This window comes from Streptomyces sp. NPDC048185 (assembly GCF_043202495.1).
GTDB lineage: Bacteria > Actinomycetota > Actinomycetes > Streptomycetales > Streptomycetaceae > Streptomyces.
Genome location: NZ_JBIDAN010000010.1, coordinates 156,421 through 173,373, shown reverse-complemented (window position 1 = coordinate 173,373; position 16,953 = coordinate 156,421). Strand labels below are relative to the sequence as shown.

14 protein-coding genes are annotated in these 16,953 nt (G+C 71.7%); 5 read left to right on the top strand and 9 right to left on the bottom strand.

Going from position 1 to position 16,953, the window contains the following annotated elements; all coding sequences use genetic code 11:
• Positions 1-262 precede the first annotated feature (262 nt).
• The 3 genes from ACGF3H_RS27090 to ACGF3H_RS27080 all read left to right on the top strand — a co-directional run bounded on the left by ACGF3H_RS27090 (position 263) and on the right by ACGF3H_RS27080 (position 2,121).
• Positions 263-1,228, top strand: coding sequence for a zinc-binding dehydrogenase (locus ACGF3H_RS27090; RefSeq protein ID WP_362486763.1), 966 nt, complete (start codon positions 263-265; stop codon positions 1,226-1,228).
• 120 nt (positions 1,229-1,348) lie between these two features.
• Positions 1,349-1,558 carry a helix-turn-helix domain-containing protein gene (locus ACGF3H_RS27085; RefSeq protein ID WP_055417899.1) on the top strand — a complete coding sequence of 70 codons (210 nt, stop codon included), beginning with the start codon at positions 1,349-1,351 and terminating at the stop codon, positions 1,556-1,558.
• Positions 1,558-2,121: a Clp protease N-terminal domain-containing protein gene (locus tag ACGF3H_RS27080; protein ID WP_362486762.1), complete on the top strand. Its 564-nt coding sequence runs from the start codon at positions 1,558-1,560 to the stop codon at positions 2,119-2,121. The genes ACGF3H_RS27085 and ACGF3H_RS27080 overlap by 1 nt, the downstream gene beginning before the upstream one ends.
• A 24-nt stretch (positions 2,122-2,145) precedes the next feature.
• On the opposite strand, the gene ACGF3H_RS27075 is transcribed toward ACGF3H_RS27080, so the two are convergent.
• From ACGF3H_RS27075 to ACGF3H_RS27045, 7 genes are all read right to left on the bottom strand, one after another.
• Positions 2,146-3,213 carry a helix-turn-helix transcriptional regulator gene (locus ACGF3H_RS27075; protein ID WP_362486761.1) on the bottom strand — a complete coding sequence of 356 codons (1,068 nt, stop codon included), beginning with the start codon at positions 3,211-3,213 and terminating at the stop codon, positions 2,146-2,148.
• A 1-nt stretch (position 3,214) separates the two neighbouring features.
• Positions 3,215-4,165, bottom strand: coding sequence for a DUF4097 family beta strand repeat-containing protein (locus tag ACGF3H_RS27070; RefSeq protein WP_362486760.1), 951 nt, complete (start codon positions 4,163-4,165; stop codon positions 3,215-3,217).
• Between the two features lie 184 nt (positions 4,166-4,349).
• The gene (locus ACGF3H_RS27065; RefSeq protein WP_003961784.1) at positions 4,350-4,532 is read right to left on the bottom strand and encodes a DUF6104 family protein; all 183 of its coding nucleotides are present in this window, start codon (positions 4,530-4,532) and stop codon (positions 4,350-4,352) included.
• A 148-nt stretch (positions 4,533-4,680) separates the two neighbouring features.
• The gene (locus tag ACGF3H_RS27060) at positions 4,681-8,517 is read right to left on the bottom strand and encodes a multifunctional oxoglutarate decarboxylase/oxoglutarate dehydrogenase thiamine pyrophosphate-binding subunit/dihydrolipoyllysine-residue succinyltransferase subunit (protein WP_362486758.1); all 3,837 of its coding nucleotides are present in this window, start codon (positions 8,515-8,517) and stop codon (positions 4,681-4,683) included.
• Positions 8,518-8,798: 281 nt separating this feature from the next.
• Positions 8,799-9,908 carry an ATP-binding protein gene (locus ACGF3H_RS27055; RefSeq protein WP_362486756.1) on the bottom strand — a complete coding sequence of 370 codons (1,110 nt, stop codon included), beginning with the start codon at positions 9,906-9,908 and terminating at the stop codon, positions 8,799-8,801.
• Positions 9,905-10,645 (bottom strand): response regulator transcription factor, encoded by a 741-nt coding sequence (locus ACGF3H_RS27050; RefSeq protein WP_043380000.1) that lies wholly within the window; start codon positions 10,643-10,645, stop codon positions 9,905-9,907. Before ACGF3H_RS27050 ends, ACGF3H_RS27055 begins: the two co-directional genes overlap by 4 nt.
• 113 nt (positions 10,646-10,758) lie before the next feature.
• Positions 10,759-11,448, bottom strand: a complete 690-nt coding sequence (locus ACGF3H_RS27045; protein ID WP_362486753.1) for a spermidine synthase — start codon at positions 11,446-11,448, stop codon at positions 10,759-10,761.
• Positions 11,449-11,631: 183 nt separating this feature from the next.
• Here ACGF3H_RS27045 and lon point away from each other — a divergent pair, with 183 nt between their 5' ends.
• A complete protein-coding gene (gene lon, locus ACGF3H_RS27040; RefSeq protein ID WP_362486751.1) occupies positions 11,632-14,055 on the top strand; it encodes an endopeptidase La in 2,424 nt (807 codons plus the stop codon).
• 386 nt (positions 14,056-14,441) lie between these two features.
• Here lon and ACGF3H_RS27035 read toward each other — a convergent pair whose 3' ends face one another.
• Entirely contained in the window at positions 14,442-15,260 is an 819-nt protein-coding gene (locus ACGF3H_RS27035; protein ID WP_362486749.1) for a lysozyme, read from the bottom strand.
• A gap of 240 nt (positions 15,261-15,500) precedes the next feature.
• Here ACGF3H_RS27035 and ACGF3H_RS27030 point away from each other — a divergent pair, with 240 nt between their 5' ends.
• Positions 15,501-15,995, top strand: a complete 495-nt coding sequence (locus ACGF3H_RS27030) for a MarR family transcriptional regulator (protein WP_362486747.1) — start codon at positions 15,501-15,503, stop codon at positions 15,993-15,995.
• A 21-nt stretch (positions 15,996-16,016) separates the two neighbouring features.
• Here ACGF3H_RS27030 and ACGF3H_RS27025 read toward each other — a convergent pair whose 3' ends face one another.
• Complete coding sequence (locus ACGF3H_RS27025; protein ID WP_362486745.1) at positions 16,017-16,808, bottom strand: protein phosphatase 2C domain-containing protein; 792 nt, start codon at positions 16,806-16,808, stop codon at positions 16,017-16,019.
• Positions 16,809-16,953 lie beyond the last annotated feature (145 nt).

The following is a 16,953-nucleotide window of genomic DNA, read 5'->3' as shown; positions in this document are numbered from 1 at the left end:
TCGGCTCAGGGGGTGGGTGCGCTGACCGGCGTCGCGGGGCGCCTCCCCCACTCACTCTCGGCTTCGCTCGGGCGGGGGACCCCCACCGCCCACCCGTGCCGCCCTGGGGGTACCTCCCAGGCCGTTCAGGCACTGGGGGAGGCACGATCGCCCGCAGCCATGTGCGCGACTGTCCGTAGCTCGTGCAGCCGTGTGGCAAGAGGGTGTGTGTCACAGGGCGGTGTGGTTCCGGTCGGCGGTCGGGGAACCTATCGTCAAGGTCATGTTCGCTGTCTACGCCGCCCGAATCGACCGCGACCAGCCGCTGAACGGTCTGGAGTTGGGGGAGCGTCCGGCCCCCGAGGCCCGTCCCGGCTGGAGTGTCGTCGATGTGCGGGCCGCTTCCCTCAATCACCACGACCTGTGGTCCCTGCGCGGTGTCGGCCTCCCCGAGGACCGGCTGCCGATGATCCTCGGCTGCGACGCCGCCGGTGTCGACGCCGACGGCAACGAGGTCGTCCTGCACTCCGTGATCGGCCAGACCGGGTACGGGGTCGGACCCGGGGAGCCGCGCTCCATCCTCACCGAGCGGTACCCGGGGACGTTCGCCGAGCAGGTCGCCGTGCCGACCTGGAACATCCTGCCCAAGCCGAAGGAGCTCTCCTTCGAGGAGGCCGCCTGCCTGCCGACCGCCTGGCTGACGGCCTACCGGATGCTGTTCACCAACGCCGGGGTGCGCCCGGGGGACTCGGTGCTGGTGCAGGGCGCCGGTGGCGGGGTCGCCACGGCCGCGATCGTGCTCGGCAAGGCCGCGGGACTGCGGGTCTTCGCCACCAGCCGGGACGAGGCCAAGCGGAAGAGGGCCCTGGAGCTGGGCGCCGTGGAGGCCGTGGAGCCCGGCGCCCGGCTGCCGCAGCGTGTCGACGCGGTCATCGAGACCGTGGGCGCCGCGACCTGGTCCCACTCGGTGAAGTCGCTGAAGCCCGGTGGCACGCTCGTCATCTCCGGTGCCACCAGCGGCGACCGGCCCTCCCACGCCGAGCTGACCCGGATCTTCTTCCTGGAGCTCAAGGTCGTCGGCTCCACGATGGGCACCAAGGACGAGCTGGAGGACCTGCTCTCCTTCTGTGCCGCCACCGGCGTCCGCCCGGTCGTCGACGAGGTGCTTCCGCTGGACCGGGCCCGCGAGGGCTTCGAGCGGATGGCGTCCGGAGAGCTGTTCGGCAAGATCGTGCTCAGCGGGTCCTGAGCCCCCTCTCACGTCCGCGCGCGGCGGGTCCGGTGCTCCGGGCCCGCCGCTCGCGTTCCCGGACGGGACGAGGTGTCAATGAGGGTTGACACATCCACGGTGTCAACCTAGGTTGACCGCATGAGTGAAGCAACGGATCTCGCCGCGCGTGCGGGCGACCGCGACCCCCGGGTCGGGCTGCGTGCCGTCGCCGCACTGCGCCGCCTGCTGGAGCAGCTGGAGGCGGTGCAGGTCCGCAGCGCGCGCAATCAGGGCTGGTCGTGGCAGGAGATCGCCACGGAGCTCGGAGTCAGCAGGCAGGCCGTGCACAAGAAGTACGGGAGGCATTGATGTTCGAACGGTTCACGAAGGATGCCCGTGCCGTGGTCCAGGAGGCCTTCGAGCACGCAGAACGGACGCAGGCGCAGACCGTCGGCGCCGAGCACCTCCTCCTCGCCCTGCTGGACCGGGAGGGCAGCCGCGCCTCGTTCGCGCTGACCGCGCTCGGGGCCGGCGAGGCCAGGGAGTCGGTGCGGCGGGCGCTGGAGGAGGCGCGGCGGCGAGCCGGCCTGTCGCAGGCCGAGACCGAGGCGCTCGCCGGGCTGGGGATCGACGTCGCGGAGATCGTCGCCCGGGTGGAGGAGGCCCACGGTGCCGGAGCGATGTCCGGCAACCGGGCGGGCGGACGCCGGTGGTCCGGGCGCCGGGCATTCGGCAGGGACGCCAAGAAGGCCTTGGAGAGCGCCCTGCGGGTCGCCGTCGCCCGCGGCGACCGGCACATCGGCGACGAGCATCTTCTCCTCGCCCTGACCGTCCGCCCCGGGCTGCCCGCCGAGGTGCTCGCCGATCACGGGGTGACACACGAGTCGCTGACGAGGGTGCTCGGCGGCGGGGGAGAGGCCGCCTGCGCCTGACCCGCGAGCCCCTCCCGTGCCTGCTCAGGCCTTCGGCATGCGCAGTAGCGCCCCGATCCGGGCCGCCGCGGTCGACAGCTCGCCGCGGGCGTCGCGGAGCTGGTCGGCCGTGACGCCGTGGTCGCGGGCCGCGTCACGGATGTCGTCCCGGAAGCGGTCCAGCAGCCGGTCCAGGTCGCGGGCCGGGTCACCGGTGGAGTCCGCGGTGTCCTCGTGGGCCCACGCCGGCTCGTACTCCGCCGGGAAGTCCGCGGGAGTGCGGGAGTAGTCCGGCCGCGAGGCGGACGTGCCGGTGCCGGCGCCGGTGCGGCCGAAGCCCCAGTCCCTGCCGAGGTCCTTCCCGAAGTCCTTTCCGAACTCGCCGACCTCCTTGACCAGTTCTCCCAGGCCCTCGCGCAGTCCCGTCGGCCAGTCTCCCCGCGAGAAGTGGTCCTGCATCTGCTCCTGCACCCGCTGGGCGATGCGCTGCACCTCCTCCTGCGCCTGGGCGCGGGCCCGCTCCTGCGCCTCCTTGGCCTGGCGCCGGGCCCGCTGGGCCTCGTCACGGGCGCGGCGGCTCTCGTCCTTGGCGCGGCGGGCCTGCTCCTTCCACTCCTGCTTGACCCGGCGCATCTCCTCCTTGGCGGCGCGCCAGGCCTCCTTGTCGCCCAGATCGGCACTGTCGCCGAGGCCCCCTGCGCCCTCGGCCGCGGTGCCGTTGCCCCGGCGGGCCTCGCCGGCCGCCGCCCGCATCTCCCGCCGCAGGTCACCGGCCGCGCCGCGCACATCGGCCCGGATCTCGGCGGCGAGCTCGGCGACCGAGTCGCGGATCTCCAGCTCCAGGTCGGCCAGCTCGCCGCTGCGGTCGGCCAGCTCGGCGCGGCCCGCGTCGGTGATGGCGTACACCTTGCGGCCGCCCTCGGTGGTGTGGGTGACCAGTCCCTCCGCCTCCAGCTTGGCCAGGCGCGGGTACACCGTGCCCGCCGACGGCGCGTAGAGGCCCTGGAAACGCTCCTCGAGGAGCCGGATCACCTCGTACCCGTGGCGCGGGGCCTCGTCGAGCAGCTTCAGCAGATACAGGCGGAGGCGGCCGTGGGCGAAGACGGGGGGCATGTCAGAGCACCTTCTTGTCGGTCGTGCCGTCGGCCGGGGCGCCGGTGGTGCCGTCGTTCCGGCCGGAAGGGGAATTGTCCCCCGGGCCGCCCGGTGTGCCGCCCGCCGGTCCGGTGTCCTCCGGTTCCGGCTCCCACGGCGTGTCCTCCGCCGGCGGCCGGCGCAGCAGCGCGATGGAGCCGGAGACCGTCGTGGCCTTCAGCCGGCCGTTGCCCGCGCCGAGCCGGCCGGTGATCCGCTTGGCGCCCCACTGGCCGGTCACCCGGAGGTCCTCGAAGGCGCTGGAGACCGTGCCGCTCGCGGTGTTGGCCTCCACCTCGGCGTCGGCCGGCTGGGGCAACCGGATGGCGATCTCGCCCGAGACGCTGGTGAGGCTGATGTCGGTGGGTCCGTCGGCCGAGTCGAGGTCGACGATCATCGAGCCGCTCACCGAGTCCGCCTTGACGGACGAGCCGGCCTCCACCACGGTCAGGTCCCCGGAGACGGAGTTGAAGCGGAGGTCCCCGGTGAGGGCCTGGGCCTCCAGATTCCCCGCGACCGTGTCCGCGCGGACCGGTCCCGCGAGGCCCACCAGGGTGGTGTCGCCGGAGACGCCCTTCACCTCGGTGCCCGCGTCGATCCCGGACACCACGGCCGCGGCGCCGACGACGCCCACCTCCACGCGCGTGCGGGCGGGCACCGCCAGGGAGACCACCGCGCTGCGGCGCCAGCCCTTGCGGTCCAGCCACTTCAGGAAGCCCTTCCAGGGCAGGTCCTCGTAGGCCACGGTGAGCGTGCCGTCCCGGTGGGTGACGATCAGGGGCGGGCCGTCGATCTCGGAGACCTCGAGTCTGGCGGAACCCTCGTCCGTGCCCACGACGTTCACTGTTCCGTTGACGATGCGCACGTGGAGCTCGCTCACGGGCTCGTCGAACGTGAGCTTCCCGGGATCCGCGACGGACCACTCGGACATGGTGAAGACCTCCCGACCGAACGCGCCATATCGCGTCCTCCGCTGTTCACGATATATCGCGGTACGCGAAAGTCAAGACACCCGTTCCCGTGGTCCTCGGGGCCGGGCGAGGTCTCCCGGACATGCGAGCGCGGGGTGCCGTGACCGGCACCCCGCGGGGGTCAGCAAGGGAGGACGGGCGCTGCTACTCGTCCTCGTCCTCGTCGTCCAGCCGCGCCAGCCAGGTGGCCAGCCGCTCCACCGGCACCTCGAAGTCCGGGTTCAGGTCGACGAACGTCCGCAGCTGCTCGGCGAGCCACTCGAAGGTGACCTCCTCCTCGCCGCGCCGCTTCTCCAGTTCCTCGATGCCTCGATCGGTGAAGTACACAGGTGCTCTCCTGGGAATGGGCCGCCTGGGGCCTCGGGTCCTACCCGTCCAGGTTATGCGCCCCCGCCCCATGGGCCGGAACGCGGTGAAGGGCGCGGCCCCCGGAAGCACCGGGGGCCGCGCCCTTCACCTCGGGCCGTGCGAGGGATCAGGCCTCGAACACCTCACGCACCAGCTGCTCCTGCTCCGCCTGGTGGCGCTTCGCGGAACCGACGGCCGGGGACGAGCCGTGCGGGCGCGAGATCCGGCGCAGGCGCTCGCCGTGCGGGACGTCGGCGCCGACCGCCAGGTCCAGGTGGTCGATCAGGTTGAGCGCGATGAACGGCCAGGCACCCTGGTTCGCCGGCTCCTCCTGGGCCCACAGGTACTTCTCGGCGTTCGGGTACTTGGCGATCTCCGCCTGGAGCTCGGCACCCGGCAGCGGGTACAGGCGCTCGATGCGGATGATGGCCGTGTCCGTGACGCCGCGCTTCTTCCGCTCGGCCTCCAGGTCGTAGTAGACCTTGCCGGCGCAGAAGACGACCTTCTTGACCGCGGCCGGGTCGACCGAGTCGTCGCCGATGACCGGCTGGAAGCGGCCCGTCGTGAACTCCTCCGCCGTCGACGCCGCCGCCTTCAGGCGCAGCATCGACTTCGGGGTGAAGACCACCAGCGGCTTGTGGTGCGGGTTGTGCACCTGCCACCGCAGGAGGTGGAAGTAGTTCGCCGGCGAGGTCGGCATCGCGACCGTCATGTTGTTCTGCGCGCACAGCTGGAGGAAGCGCTCCGGGCGGGCCGAGGAGTGGTCCGGGCCCTGGCCCTCGTAGCCGTGCGGGAGGAGCAGGACCACACCGGAGGTCTGGTTCCACTTCTGCTCCGCCGACGAGATGAACTCGTCCACGACCGTCTGCGCGCCGTTGACGAAGTCGCCGAACTGCGCCTCCCACAGCACGAGCGCGTCGGGGCGGGCCAGCGAGTAGCCGTACTCGAAGCCCATCGCCGCGTACTCGGACAGCAGGGAGTTGTAGACGTTGTACCGGGCCTGCTCGTCGGCCAGGTACAGCAGCGGCGTGAACTCGTCGCCCGTCTCGCGGTCGATGATGACCGCGTGGCGCTGGCCGAAGGTGCCGCGCTGCGAGTCCTGGCCGGCCAGGCGCACCGGCACGCCCTCCAGGAGGAGGGAGCCGACGGCGAGGGTCTCGCCCATGCCCCAGTCGATCGTGCCGTCCTCGACCATCGCCGCCCGGCGCTGCAGCTGCGGCAGCAGGCGCGGGTGGACGGTGATGTGGTCGGGGATGTTGACCTGGGACTCGGCGATCCGCTTGACGACCTCGGCGGTGACCGCGGTGTTCACGGAGACCGGGAACTCGGCCTGCGGGTCGGTGGGCTCGGCGGCCGCGGGCTGCGAGGTGGCCTCGCGGACCTCGGTGAAGACCTTCTCCAGCTGACCCTGGTAGTCCTGGAGCGCCTGCTCGGCCTCTTCCAGGGTGATGTCGCCGCGGCCGATCAGGGACTCGGTGTAGAGCTTGCGCACCGAGCGCTTGCGGTCGATCAGGTCGTACATCAGCGGCTGGGTGAAGGCCGGGTTGTCGGACTCGTTGTGCCCGCGGCGGCGGTAGCAGATGAGGTCGATCACCACGTCCTTGTTGAACGCCTGGCGGAACTCGAAGGCGAGCCGCGCGACGCGCACGACGGCCTCCGGGTCGTCGCCGTTCACGTGGAAGATCGGGGCCTCGATCATGCGGGCCACGTCCGTCGCGTACATGGAGGAACGCGAGGACTCGGGGGCCGCGGTGAAGCCGACCTGGTTGTTGATGACGATGTGGACCGTGCCGCCGGTGCGGTAGCCCCGCAGCTGCGACATGTTCAGGGTCTCGGCCACCACGCCCTGGCCCGCGAAGGCCGCGTCGCCGTGGATCGCCACCGGCAGGACGGTGAAGTCCGTGCCGCCCTTGTTGATGATGTCCTGCTTGGCGCGCGCGACGCCCTCCAGGACCGGGTCGACCGCCTCGAGGTGCGAGGGGTTGGCCACCAGCGAGACGCGGATCTGGTCGCCGTCCAGGCCGGTGAAGGTGCCCTCGGCGCCCAGGTGGTACTTCACGTCGCCGGAGCCGTGCATCGACTTCGGGTCGAGGTTGCCCTCGAACTCGCGGAAGATCTGCGCGTACGACTTGCCGACCACGTTGGCCAGCACGTTCAGCCGGCCGCGGTGGGCCATGCCGATGACGACCTCGTCGAGGCGGGACTCGGCGGCCGAGTCCAGCACGGCGTCCAGCAGCGGGATGACGGACTCGCCGCCCTCCAGGGAGAACCGCTTCTGGCCGACGTACTTGGTCTGCAGGAAGGTCTCGAAGGCCTCCGCCGCGTTCAGCCGGCGCAGGATGCGCAGCTGCTCCTCGCGCTCCAGCTTGGAGTGGGCGCGCTCCACGCGGTCCTGGATCCACTTGCGCTGCTTCGGGTCCTGGATGTGCATGAACTCGATGCCGGTGGTGCGGCAGTACGAGTCGCGCAGGACGCCGAGGATGTCGCGCAGCTTCATCATCGACTTGCCGGCGAAGCCGCCGACGGCGAACTCGCGCTCCAGGTCCCACAGGGTGAGCCCGTGCTCGGTGATGTCCAGGTCGGGGTGCTTGCGCTGCTGGTACTCCAGCGGGTCGGTGTCGGCCATGACGTGGCCGCGGACCCGGTAGGAGTGGATCAGCTCGAAGACGCGGGCGGCCTTGGTGACGTCGTCGTCGTGGGACGCGTCGATGTCCTTGAGCCAGCGGACCGGCTCGTAGGGGATGCGCAGCGCCTCGAAGATCTCGTCGTAGAAGCCGTTCTCGCCGAGGAGCAGGTTGGCGACCTGGCGCAGGAACTCGCCGGAGGCGGCGCCCTGGATGACCCGGTGGTCGTAGGTCGACGTGAGCGTCATGACCTTCGAGATGCCGAGCTTGTTCAGGGTGTCCTGGCTGGTGCCCTGGAACTCCGCCGGGTAGTCCATGGAGCCGACGCCCATGATCACCGACTGGCCGGGCATCAGGCGCGGCACGGAGTGGACGGTGCCGAGGCCGCCGGGGTTGGTCAGCGAGACGGTGACGCCGGTGAAGTCGTCCATCGTCAGCTTGCCGTCGCGGGCGCGGCGGACGATGTCCTCGTAGGCCTGCCAGAACTCGAAGAAGTTCAGCGTCTCGGCCTTCTTGATGGCGGCCACGACGAGCTGGCGGTCGCCGTTGGGCTTCACCAGGTCGATGGCCAGGCCGAGGTTGACGTGCGCCGGCTTGATCAGGGTCGGCTTGCCGTCCTTCTCGCCGAACGCGTAGTTCATCGACGGCATGGCCTTGATGGCCTGCACCATCGCGTAGCCGATCAGGTGCGTGAAGGAGATCTTCCCGCCCCGGGCGCGCTTGAGGTGGTTGTTGATGACGATGCGGTTGTCGAACAGCAGCTTCACCGGGACGGCGCGCACGGACGTGGCCGTGGGCAGCTCCAGCGAGGCGTTCATGTTCTTGGCGACCGCGGCGGCGGGGCCGCGCAGCGTCACGTGCTCGGGGCCCTCGGGAGCCTCCTTGGCGGGCTCGGCCTTCGCCTGCGGCTTCGCGGCCTGCTTGGCGGCGGGCTTCGCCGCCGGAGCCGCCGGAGCCGCCGGAGCGGCGGGAGCCGCGGCCGCGGGCTGGGCGGCCGGCTTCGCGGGGGCGGCGGCCGGCCGGGGAGCCGCCGGGGCCTGGGCCGGGGCGGGCTGCGCAGGGGCGGCCGGGGCGGGAGCCTGCGCCTGGGGCGCCGGGGCGGCCTGCGGCGTGCCGGTGGCGGTCGCGGAGCCGGACGCGGCCTGGGCGGCGGCCGCCCCGGGCTTGTAGTCGGCGAAGAAGTCCCACCAGGCTCGGTCCACGGAATTCGGGTCCTGGAGGTACTGCTGATAGATCTCGTCGACGAGCCATTCGTTGGCACCGAACGCGGCAGCGGGGTTCTTGCCCGCTTGGTCGGTGTCGGTCGAGATGCTCGAGTTACTGGGGGACTGTGGCGACACGGCGAGAACCGCCCTCTTCCGCTTCACAAGGTGGTGGACAGCGGGAATCAAGGCTACGCCTCCCCGGACCGGAAGGTCAGACCGGGCCCGTTCAACGTCGCGTAAGTCACATCGCGGACCGTGTTTCGGCGCTGGAAATGGCGGGAAACAAGCGAGGTTCTGTTGCGGGTGGGAAGGGGAGACCGCGGCCCTGCGCGAAGAATGCGCGGGCCTGTGCCTGGTCACACGTGTCCGTCAGCGCGAACACTCGTGGATCTTGGTGCTCCGCTTCGAACCCTACGTCAACCCGACGCCGACGGCAGGCCCGGAAGAGTGATGAGAATCCGGCAGCCCCGCTCGGATTCGGCCACACCGATCCGGCCGCCGTGCAGATCCACCGCCCAGCGGGCGATCGCCAGGCCGAGCCCGGTGCCGCCGTCGCTGCCGGGACCGTGCGGCCGGGACACCGAACCCCGGTTGAACCGCTCGAACACCCGTCGCCACTCCGACCGCGGAATGCCGGGCCCCTCGTCCAGGACCTCCAGCTCGAGGGATTCCGGCTGTGCCCCGCAGCGCGCCCTGACCGTCACCCGGCCGTGCGGCGGGCTGTGCTTCACCGCGTTGTCGATGAGGTTGGCGACCACCTGGTGGATGCGCTCGGGGTCGGCGTGGGCGGTCAGGTCGGACGGGAACACGTCGAGGGCCAGATGCACGTCGGTACGCGTGTGGCTGCCGGATCCGGAAGCGATGCCCGCGCGCGCCGAGGCGACCATGTTGGCCTCCTTCAGCACGCCCGACAGGTACGGCCACACCTCGAAACGCCGCTTGCGCAGCGGTACGACGCCGTTGTCCAGGCGGGAGAGGTCCAGCAGCGTCTCCACCAGCCGGCCGAGCCGCTCCGTCTGCCGCAGCGCGGTCCGCATGGTCTCCGGGTCGGCCTCGGTGACGCCGTCGACGATGTTCTCCAGCACCGCGCGCAGGCCCGCGATGGGGGTGCGCAGCTCGTGCGAGACGTTCGCCACCAGCTCCTTGCGCTGGAGGTCCTGGGCCTCCAGGTCGTCGGCCATGCGGTTGATCGTGACGGCCAGGTCGCCCAGCTCGTCGCGCCGGTTCTCGCGCACCCGGCGGGTGTAGTCGCCGTGCGAGATGGACCGGGCCACGGCGTTCATCTCGTCCAGCGGCGCGGTCAGCGAGTGCGCCACGAACTGCGTGATCAGCAGGGTGGCGATCATCGAGAAGACCGTGATGAAGCGCAGTTCCGTCTTGGTGTGCACGGCGATCACCGACAGGCCGGTGGTGATCAGCACCGACGTGACGACCAGCGCGCCCAGCTTGGTCTTGATCGAGAACGGGCGTACGCCGCCCCAGGGTTCCCCGGGGCTCCTCCGTGCGGCTTCCCGTCCGTCGCTCATGGCGTCGGCGTCTCCAGCGCGTAACCCACGCCGTGGACGGTGCGGATGCGCTCGGCCCCGATCTTGCGGCGCAGCGCCTTGATGTGGCTGTCGACGGTGCGGGTGCCGGAGGCGTCCGCCCAGTCCCAGACCTCGGCCAGCAGCTGCTCGCGGGAGAGCACCGCGCGCGGGGTGTTCGCCAGGCAGACCAGCAGGTCGAACTCGGTGGGCGTCAGGTGGACGTCCTCGCTGCGCACCCGCACCCGGCGCTGCGCGTGGTCGATCTCCAGCTCACCGAGGCGCAGGATGCCGCTGCGCGGCGTCGAGGCGGCCACGACGGCCCGCTCCACCCGGCGCAGCAGCACGTGCACGCGGGCGGCCAGCTCACGCATCGAGAACGGCTTGGTCATGTAGTCGTCGGCGCCCACGCCGAGCCCGACCAGCATGTCCGTCTCGTCGTCACGCGCGGTGAGCATCAGCACCGGAACCGGACGCTGGGCCTGCACACGTCGGCAGACCTCCAGGCCGTCGAAGCCGGGCAGCATGATGTCGAGGATCAGCAGATCGGGCTGCCAGGCCTCGGCCGTGTCGACGGCGGCCGGTCCGTCGCCCGCCGTCTGCACCAGGAAGCCCTCGGCGCGCAGGCGGGTCGCGATGGCGTCCACGATCGTCTGGTCGTCCTCGACCACGAGTACGCGGCGCTGTGCGCCCTGGGTGGCCGTCGCCGTGCCGTTGTGGGAGGTCTGTGTCTGCTCCATCGCCCGCCCCTGAGGTGTGCTTTCCGGAATCCGTGGGGTGATCCCATGACTGCGCTTGACGCTTGAATGATCTGCGCCAGGGCAGCAGCGTACGGGGAGGTGCCGCGCCTTTGCTATCCAGGCCCGATGCCGAGGTGGACGACGTCCGGAACGCCCCGGGCAACGGGGATCTCTTCGGTACGCACCTGCTGGAACCCGGCATTACGCAAGGTTTCTTCGAATTCCGGAGAGGGCTGTGCGGACCATACGGCAAGCACTCCGCCGGGCCTCAACACCCGTGCGCAGCCCGCCAGTCCGGACGGTGAGTACAGCCCGTCGTTGCCCTCGGTGACGGTCCAGTCGGGGCCGTTGTCGATGTCGAGGCAGAGCGCGTCGTACGTGGCGGAAGTCTCATTGACGTAGTCCACCAGATCCGCCTCGACGATCTCCGTGCGCGGATCGGCCAGCGCCCCGGCGGACAGCTCGGCCAGCGGTCCGGCGCGGTGCCAGTCGACGACGGCGCGCTCGCGTTCGACCACGGCGATCCGGCCCCAGCGGGGGTCGGCGGCCGCGTGGACCAGGGAGAAGCCGACGCCGAGCCCGCCGATGAGGACGTGCGGTGCCGCCCGGCCGTCGAGCGCCTCGGCCGCCGCGTCCACGAGCCGGCGCTCCGAGCGTCCGTCGGAGGTGTCCATCAGGAAGCAGCCGTTCGCGATGATCTGCAGCAGCGCCCCGTGCCGGCGCAGGACGACCTCGCCGTACGGGCCCTCGCGACGGTCCAGAACTTCCGGGGTGTCGTGGGTGCCGTAAGAGGTGATGGGCATCGGCCCATCCTGGCACTCCGGCAGGGGGAATGACCGGCGATACGGCCGCGCTGGTGAGGGGTGAGGGCGGCTCGTGGCCGACGGCGCACCTTGATCGCTCACAGCGAACAGCCCCGCGGGAACAATCATCGGTCCCCAAGCATTGAGTCGGCATAACTCAACTTGACTGCCGAAGGGGAGATCATGGCTGCTGAGTCCGCTGCCTTCACACCGCTCACCCTGCCCGTGCTGCCGCTCGACGACGAAGTGGTCCTGCCCGGCATGGTCGTCCCCCTGGACCTGAGCGACTCCGAGGTACGGGCCGCGGTGGAGGCCGCCCAGGCCGCCGCCAGGTCCGAGCCCGGCAAGCCCCGGGTCCTCCTCGTCCCGCGCATCGACGGCACCTACGCGAAGACCGGAGTCCTCGGCACGGTCGAACAGGTCGGCAGGCTGGCCGACGGCGACCCGGGCGCGCTGATCCGCGGCCGGGGCCGGGTGAGCATCGGCGCCGGCACCACCGGCCCCGGAGCCGCGCTGTGGGTCGAGGGCACCCGTATCGACGAGAGCGTGCCCGAACCGCTGCCCGGTCAGGTCGCCGAACTCGTCAAGGAGTACAAGGCGCTCGCCACCGCCTGGCTGCGCAAGCGCGGCGCGTGGCAGGTCGTCGACCGCGTCCAGGCCATCGACGACGTCTCCGCGCTCGCCGACAACTCCGGCTACTCGCCCTTCCTCACCACCGGGCAGAAGGTCGAGCTGCTGGAGACCACCGACCCGGTCGCCCGCCTGAAGCTCGCCACCCGGCAGCTGCGCGACCACCTCGCCGAGCAGGACGTGGCCGAGACCATCGCCAAGGACGTCCAGGAGGGCGTCGACAAGCAGCAGCGCGAGTTCCTGCTGCGCCGTCAGCTCGAAGCCGTCCGCAAGGAGCTGCGCGAGCTGGGCGGCGAGCAGGAGGGCGACGAGTCCGACGACTACCGCGCCCGCGTCGAGGCGGCCGACCTGCCCGAGAAGGTCCGCGAGGCCGCGCTGAAGGAGGTCGACAAGCTGGAGCGGTCCTCCGACCAGTCGCCCGAGGGCTCGTGGATCCGCACCTGGCTGGACACCGTCCTCGAACTGCCGTGGAACGAGCGCACGGAGGACGCCTACGACATCCAGGGCGCCCAGACCGTCCTGGACGCCGAGCACGCCGGGCTCCAGGACGTGAAGGAGCGCATCACCGAGTACCTGGCCGTGCGCAAGCGCCGCAGCGACCGCGGCCTCGGTGTCGTCGGCGGCCGGCGCGGCGGTGCGGTGCTGGCCCTGGTGGGGCCGCCCGGCGTCGGCAAGACGTCGCTCGGCGAGTCCGTCGCGCACGCCATGGGCCGCAAGTTCGTCCGCGTCGCCCTCGGCGGCGTCCGCGACGAGGCCGAGATCCGCGGCCACCGGCGCACGTACGTCGGCGCGCTGCCCGGCCGGATCGTGCGGGCGATCAAGGAGGCCGGGTCGATGAACCCGGTCGTGCTCCTCGACGAGATCGACAAGGTGGGCTCCGACTTCCGGGGCGACCCGGCCGCCGCGCTGCTGGAGGTCCTCGACCCGGCCCAGAACCACACCTTCCGGGACCACTACCTGGAGGTCGAGCTCGACCTGTCCGACGTCGTGTTCCTCGCCACCGCCAACGTCCTCGAAGCCATCCCCGAGGCCCTGCTGGACCGCATGGAGCTGGTCCGCCTCGACGGCTACACCGAGGACGAGAAGGTCGTCATCGCCCGCGACCACCTGCTCCCGCGTCAGCTGGAGCGGGCCGGTCTGGACGAGGACGAGGTCACGATCGACGAGGGTGCGCTGCGCAGGCTGGCCGGCGAGTACACCCGCGAGGCCGGCGTGCGCACCCTGGAGCGGTCGATCGCGCGGCTCCTGCGCAAGGTGGCGGCCCAGCACGAGCTGGGCGAGCGGAAGCTGCCGTTCACCGTCACCGACGGGGACCTGCGCGCCCTGATCGGCCGGCCGCACCACGTGCCCGAGTCCGCCCAGGACCCGGCCGAGCGGCGCACCGCCGTGCCGGGCGTGGCCACCGGCCTCGCGGTCACCGGCGCGGGCGGCGACGTGCTGTACGTCGAGGCGTCCCTGGCCGACCCGGAGACGGGCGCGGCGGGTCTGACGCTGACCGGTCAGCTGGGCGACGTGATGAAGGAGTCCGCGCAGATCGCGCTGAGCTTCCTGCGCAGCCACGGCGCCGAGCTGGAGCTGCCGGTGGCCGACCTGAAGGACCGGGGCGTGCACATCCACTTCCCGGCCGGCGCGGTCCCCAAGGACGGGCCGAGCGCGGGCGTCACGATGACGACCGCCCTCGCCTCGCTGCTCAGCGGGCGTCTGGTCCGTACGGACGTGGCGATGACCGGTGAGGTGTCGCTGACCGGCCGGGTCCTGCCCATCGGCGGTGTGAAGCAGAAGCTGCTCGCCGCGCACCGGGCCGGCATCACCACGGTGATCATCCCCAAGCGCAACGAGCCCGACCTGGACGACGTCCCGGCGGAGGTGCTGGACAGGCTCGACGTCCACGCCGTCACCGACGTCCGCCAGGTCCTGGAGCTGGCCCTGGCACCGGCGGCGAGCGGTGCCGAGCCGGAGGTTCCGGTCGCGGCGTGACGGACGTGACCGGGAGAGGTGAGGGCCCGGGTCCCCGAGAGGGAGACCCGGGCCCGGCCCCCGTGCGGGTGAGCCGTCAGCAGCCGCGCGGACGCGGTGCCCGCTCAGCCGTTGGCCAGTGCCTGCACCCGGTCCAGCGCCCCGTTGCCGTGTCTGTCCGGGGGGCGACCCCCGGGCCCCCGGCCGGGTGTGTGTCGCTCAGCCGTTGGCGAGTGCCTGCACCCGGTCCAGCGCACCGTTGCCGTGTCTGTCCGCGGGGCGACCCCCGGGCCCCCGGCCGGGTGTGTGTCGCTCAGCCGTTGGCCAGTGCCTGCACCCGGTCCAGCGCCCCGTTGCCGTGTCTGTCCGGGGGGCGACCCCCGGGCCCCCGGCCGGGTGTGTGTCGCTCAGCCGTTGGCCAGTGCCTGCACCCGGTCCAGCGCCCCGTTGAACTTGTCGTGGTCCCCGACCGTCGGGCCGGACGAGGTGTACTGCCACATCGTGTAGTAGCCCCAGCCGGCGGGCAGCGTCCCCACCGTGGAGGCGTACCGGGCGATCCACAGCGGGTTGTTCGCGGCGAAGCCGCCGTAGTTGCCGGTGCACTGGGTCCACCAGCTGGTGGCCGTGTAGATGACGGCGTCCCGGCCGGTGCGGGCCTTGTACTGGTTCAGGAAGTCCCGGATCCAGGTCACCATCGCGCTCTGTGTCTTGCCGTAGCAGGCGGCCCCGTACGGGTTCCACTCGATGTCCAGCGCGCCCGGCAGCGTCTTGCCGTCCCGGGACCAGCCGCCGCCGTGGTCGACGAAGTAGTTGGCCTGCGTGGCGCCGCTCGTCGTGTCCGGGGTGGCGAAGTGGTACGCGCCGCGGATCATTCCGACGTTGTAGGAGCCGTTGTACTGCTGGGCGAAGTACGGGTTCGTGTAGTACGTCCCCTCGGTGGCCTTCACGTAGGCCCACCTGACCCCGCTGTTCCACAGGGTCGACCAGGCGACGTTGCCCTGGTGGCCGGAGACGTCCACGCCCTCCGTCTGGGTGGCGTCGCCGGGGACGGGGGTGCCCTGCTGTCCGTCGTGCGCCAGGACGCCCATGCCCATGTGGGCGGAGCCCCGCGCCGGGACGTCCGCGGCCGACGCGGGCTGGGCGAGGAGGAGGGAGAGGGCGGCGAGCAGAATCCCGGTGGCGGCGAAACGCCGGCCGCGGGCCGATCCGGATCTGTGCACGAGCATGAACGTGCCTCCGATGGCTCGGTGGTGCTCGGTGGGGGTTGCGCGAGTGGGGAGAATCCGTGAGTGGCGTGGGCATGCCATTCACAGGACCGGTGAAGACGCTACGCACGTAGAACCGGGGCTGGGAAGAGGAGCCGGAAGCTGCCGTTGGTCTAAGCCTGCGAAATACTTGCCGAGCTGCGGTGATGGCGGCCCGTGGCGGAAACTTTCAGGACCGGGAAAATCGAGGCAGGGGCTGACGTGCACGAAGACGGAAACGGCGGCGGTCGCCAGGGCGAATCCCTCCCGTCCGGAAGTGGTGTGAACCAACCGCAGTTCCTGGCGCTGGAACGGGAATTGACGGTCCTCTTCCGGCGCGCCCGGGCCAACCAGGGGGAGATGGCCCGGGAGGTCCACCCCGACCTGGAGTCGTCCGCCTACGGCCTCCTCGTCCGGCTCGGCGAGTCCGGTGGGCAGCGCGCCACGGAGCTCGCCGCCTACATCGGCGTCGGCAAGGCCACGATGTCCCGCCAGCTGCGCGCCCTGGAGGAACTCGGCCTCGTCGCCCGGGAGCCCGACCCCGCCGACGGCCGCGCCTGGCTGGTCACCCTGACCCCGGAAGGGCAGGAGCGGGTGGGCAGGGTGCGGGAGGCCCGCCGTGCCCGCTACGCCCGCCGGCTCGGCGACTGGAACCCGCGCGAAGTGGCCGAACTGGCCCGCCTGCTGCACGAACTGAACCGGGGGATGGAGAAGTAGCGCCGGAGGCGACCGCCCCGTTCAGAGCTCCGCGTACACCACCGTCGCGTCGTCGTGCGTCTTGCTGCCGCCGAGGTACTCCCGCGTCCCCGCCGCGTCCCCGCGTTCCAGCTCCCGCACCCGGTCCACCAGCGCCCGCGCGCCCTGTTCGCGCACCAGGGCGAGGCAGTCCGCCCAGTCGCCCTCCCGGAACCTCTCCACCCAGCGCGCGGCCCCGTCCGTCAGCGCCGCCAGCGCCCGCACCTCCTCGCGCGGCAGCGTCCCCGTCACCGCCCGCGCCGCCACCGCCGGGTCGGCCGCGGCCGTGAAGAAGCCGCCCTCCTTGTTGCGGAAGCCGGCGTCCACGATCGCGTCCGTGGCGAGGGCCGAGCGCGGCAGGCGGGCCAGCCGGTCGTCCAGTACCGCCGTGACCGTGCCGGCGGGAGACTCCACGAGCAGGGCCGAGTCGGACAGCACCAGGTACTCGACCAGGTCGGGGGACCAGCGCGCCACGACCACGGTTGCCTGAGGTGTGCGCGGGTGAGAAAGGTCACAGGTTTCCGCGTGTGCCGCGGAGGTACGCGCGATGGCGCGGGACAGGACGTCGGAGAGAGGAACATCCGCGAGTGAAACGGTCAGTTCGGCCAGCGCCCCACCGAGCCGCGCGGTGAACCACGGCACGGAATGCAGACAGCCCGTCGCGATCCTCGGCGGTGTCACGCCGTCCAGCACGACGAGCGAACCGCCCTGTCCCGAGGCCGGTAGTGCGACACTCGCGAAGTCCTCGTTGGGTCGGTCCGCGAGGCCTGGTTCCGAAACGACTTCCGTACGCATCCGGCCAGTCTGCACGACCTCTTCACAGCGTCCGCAAAAGGCTGGCAAGTCTCCCGGAAAACGCCCCGGTCACGCAGGTCAGCAGCCGGATTTGGGCTGGAATGCTTCACTCCGGGAGCGCGTGGCGGCACATAGTGCCACCGCC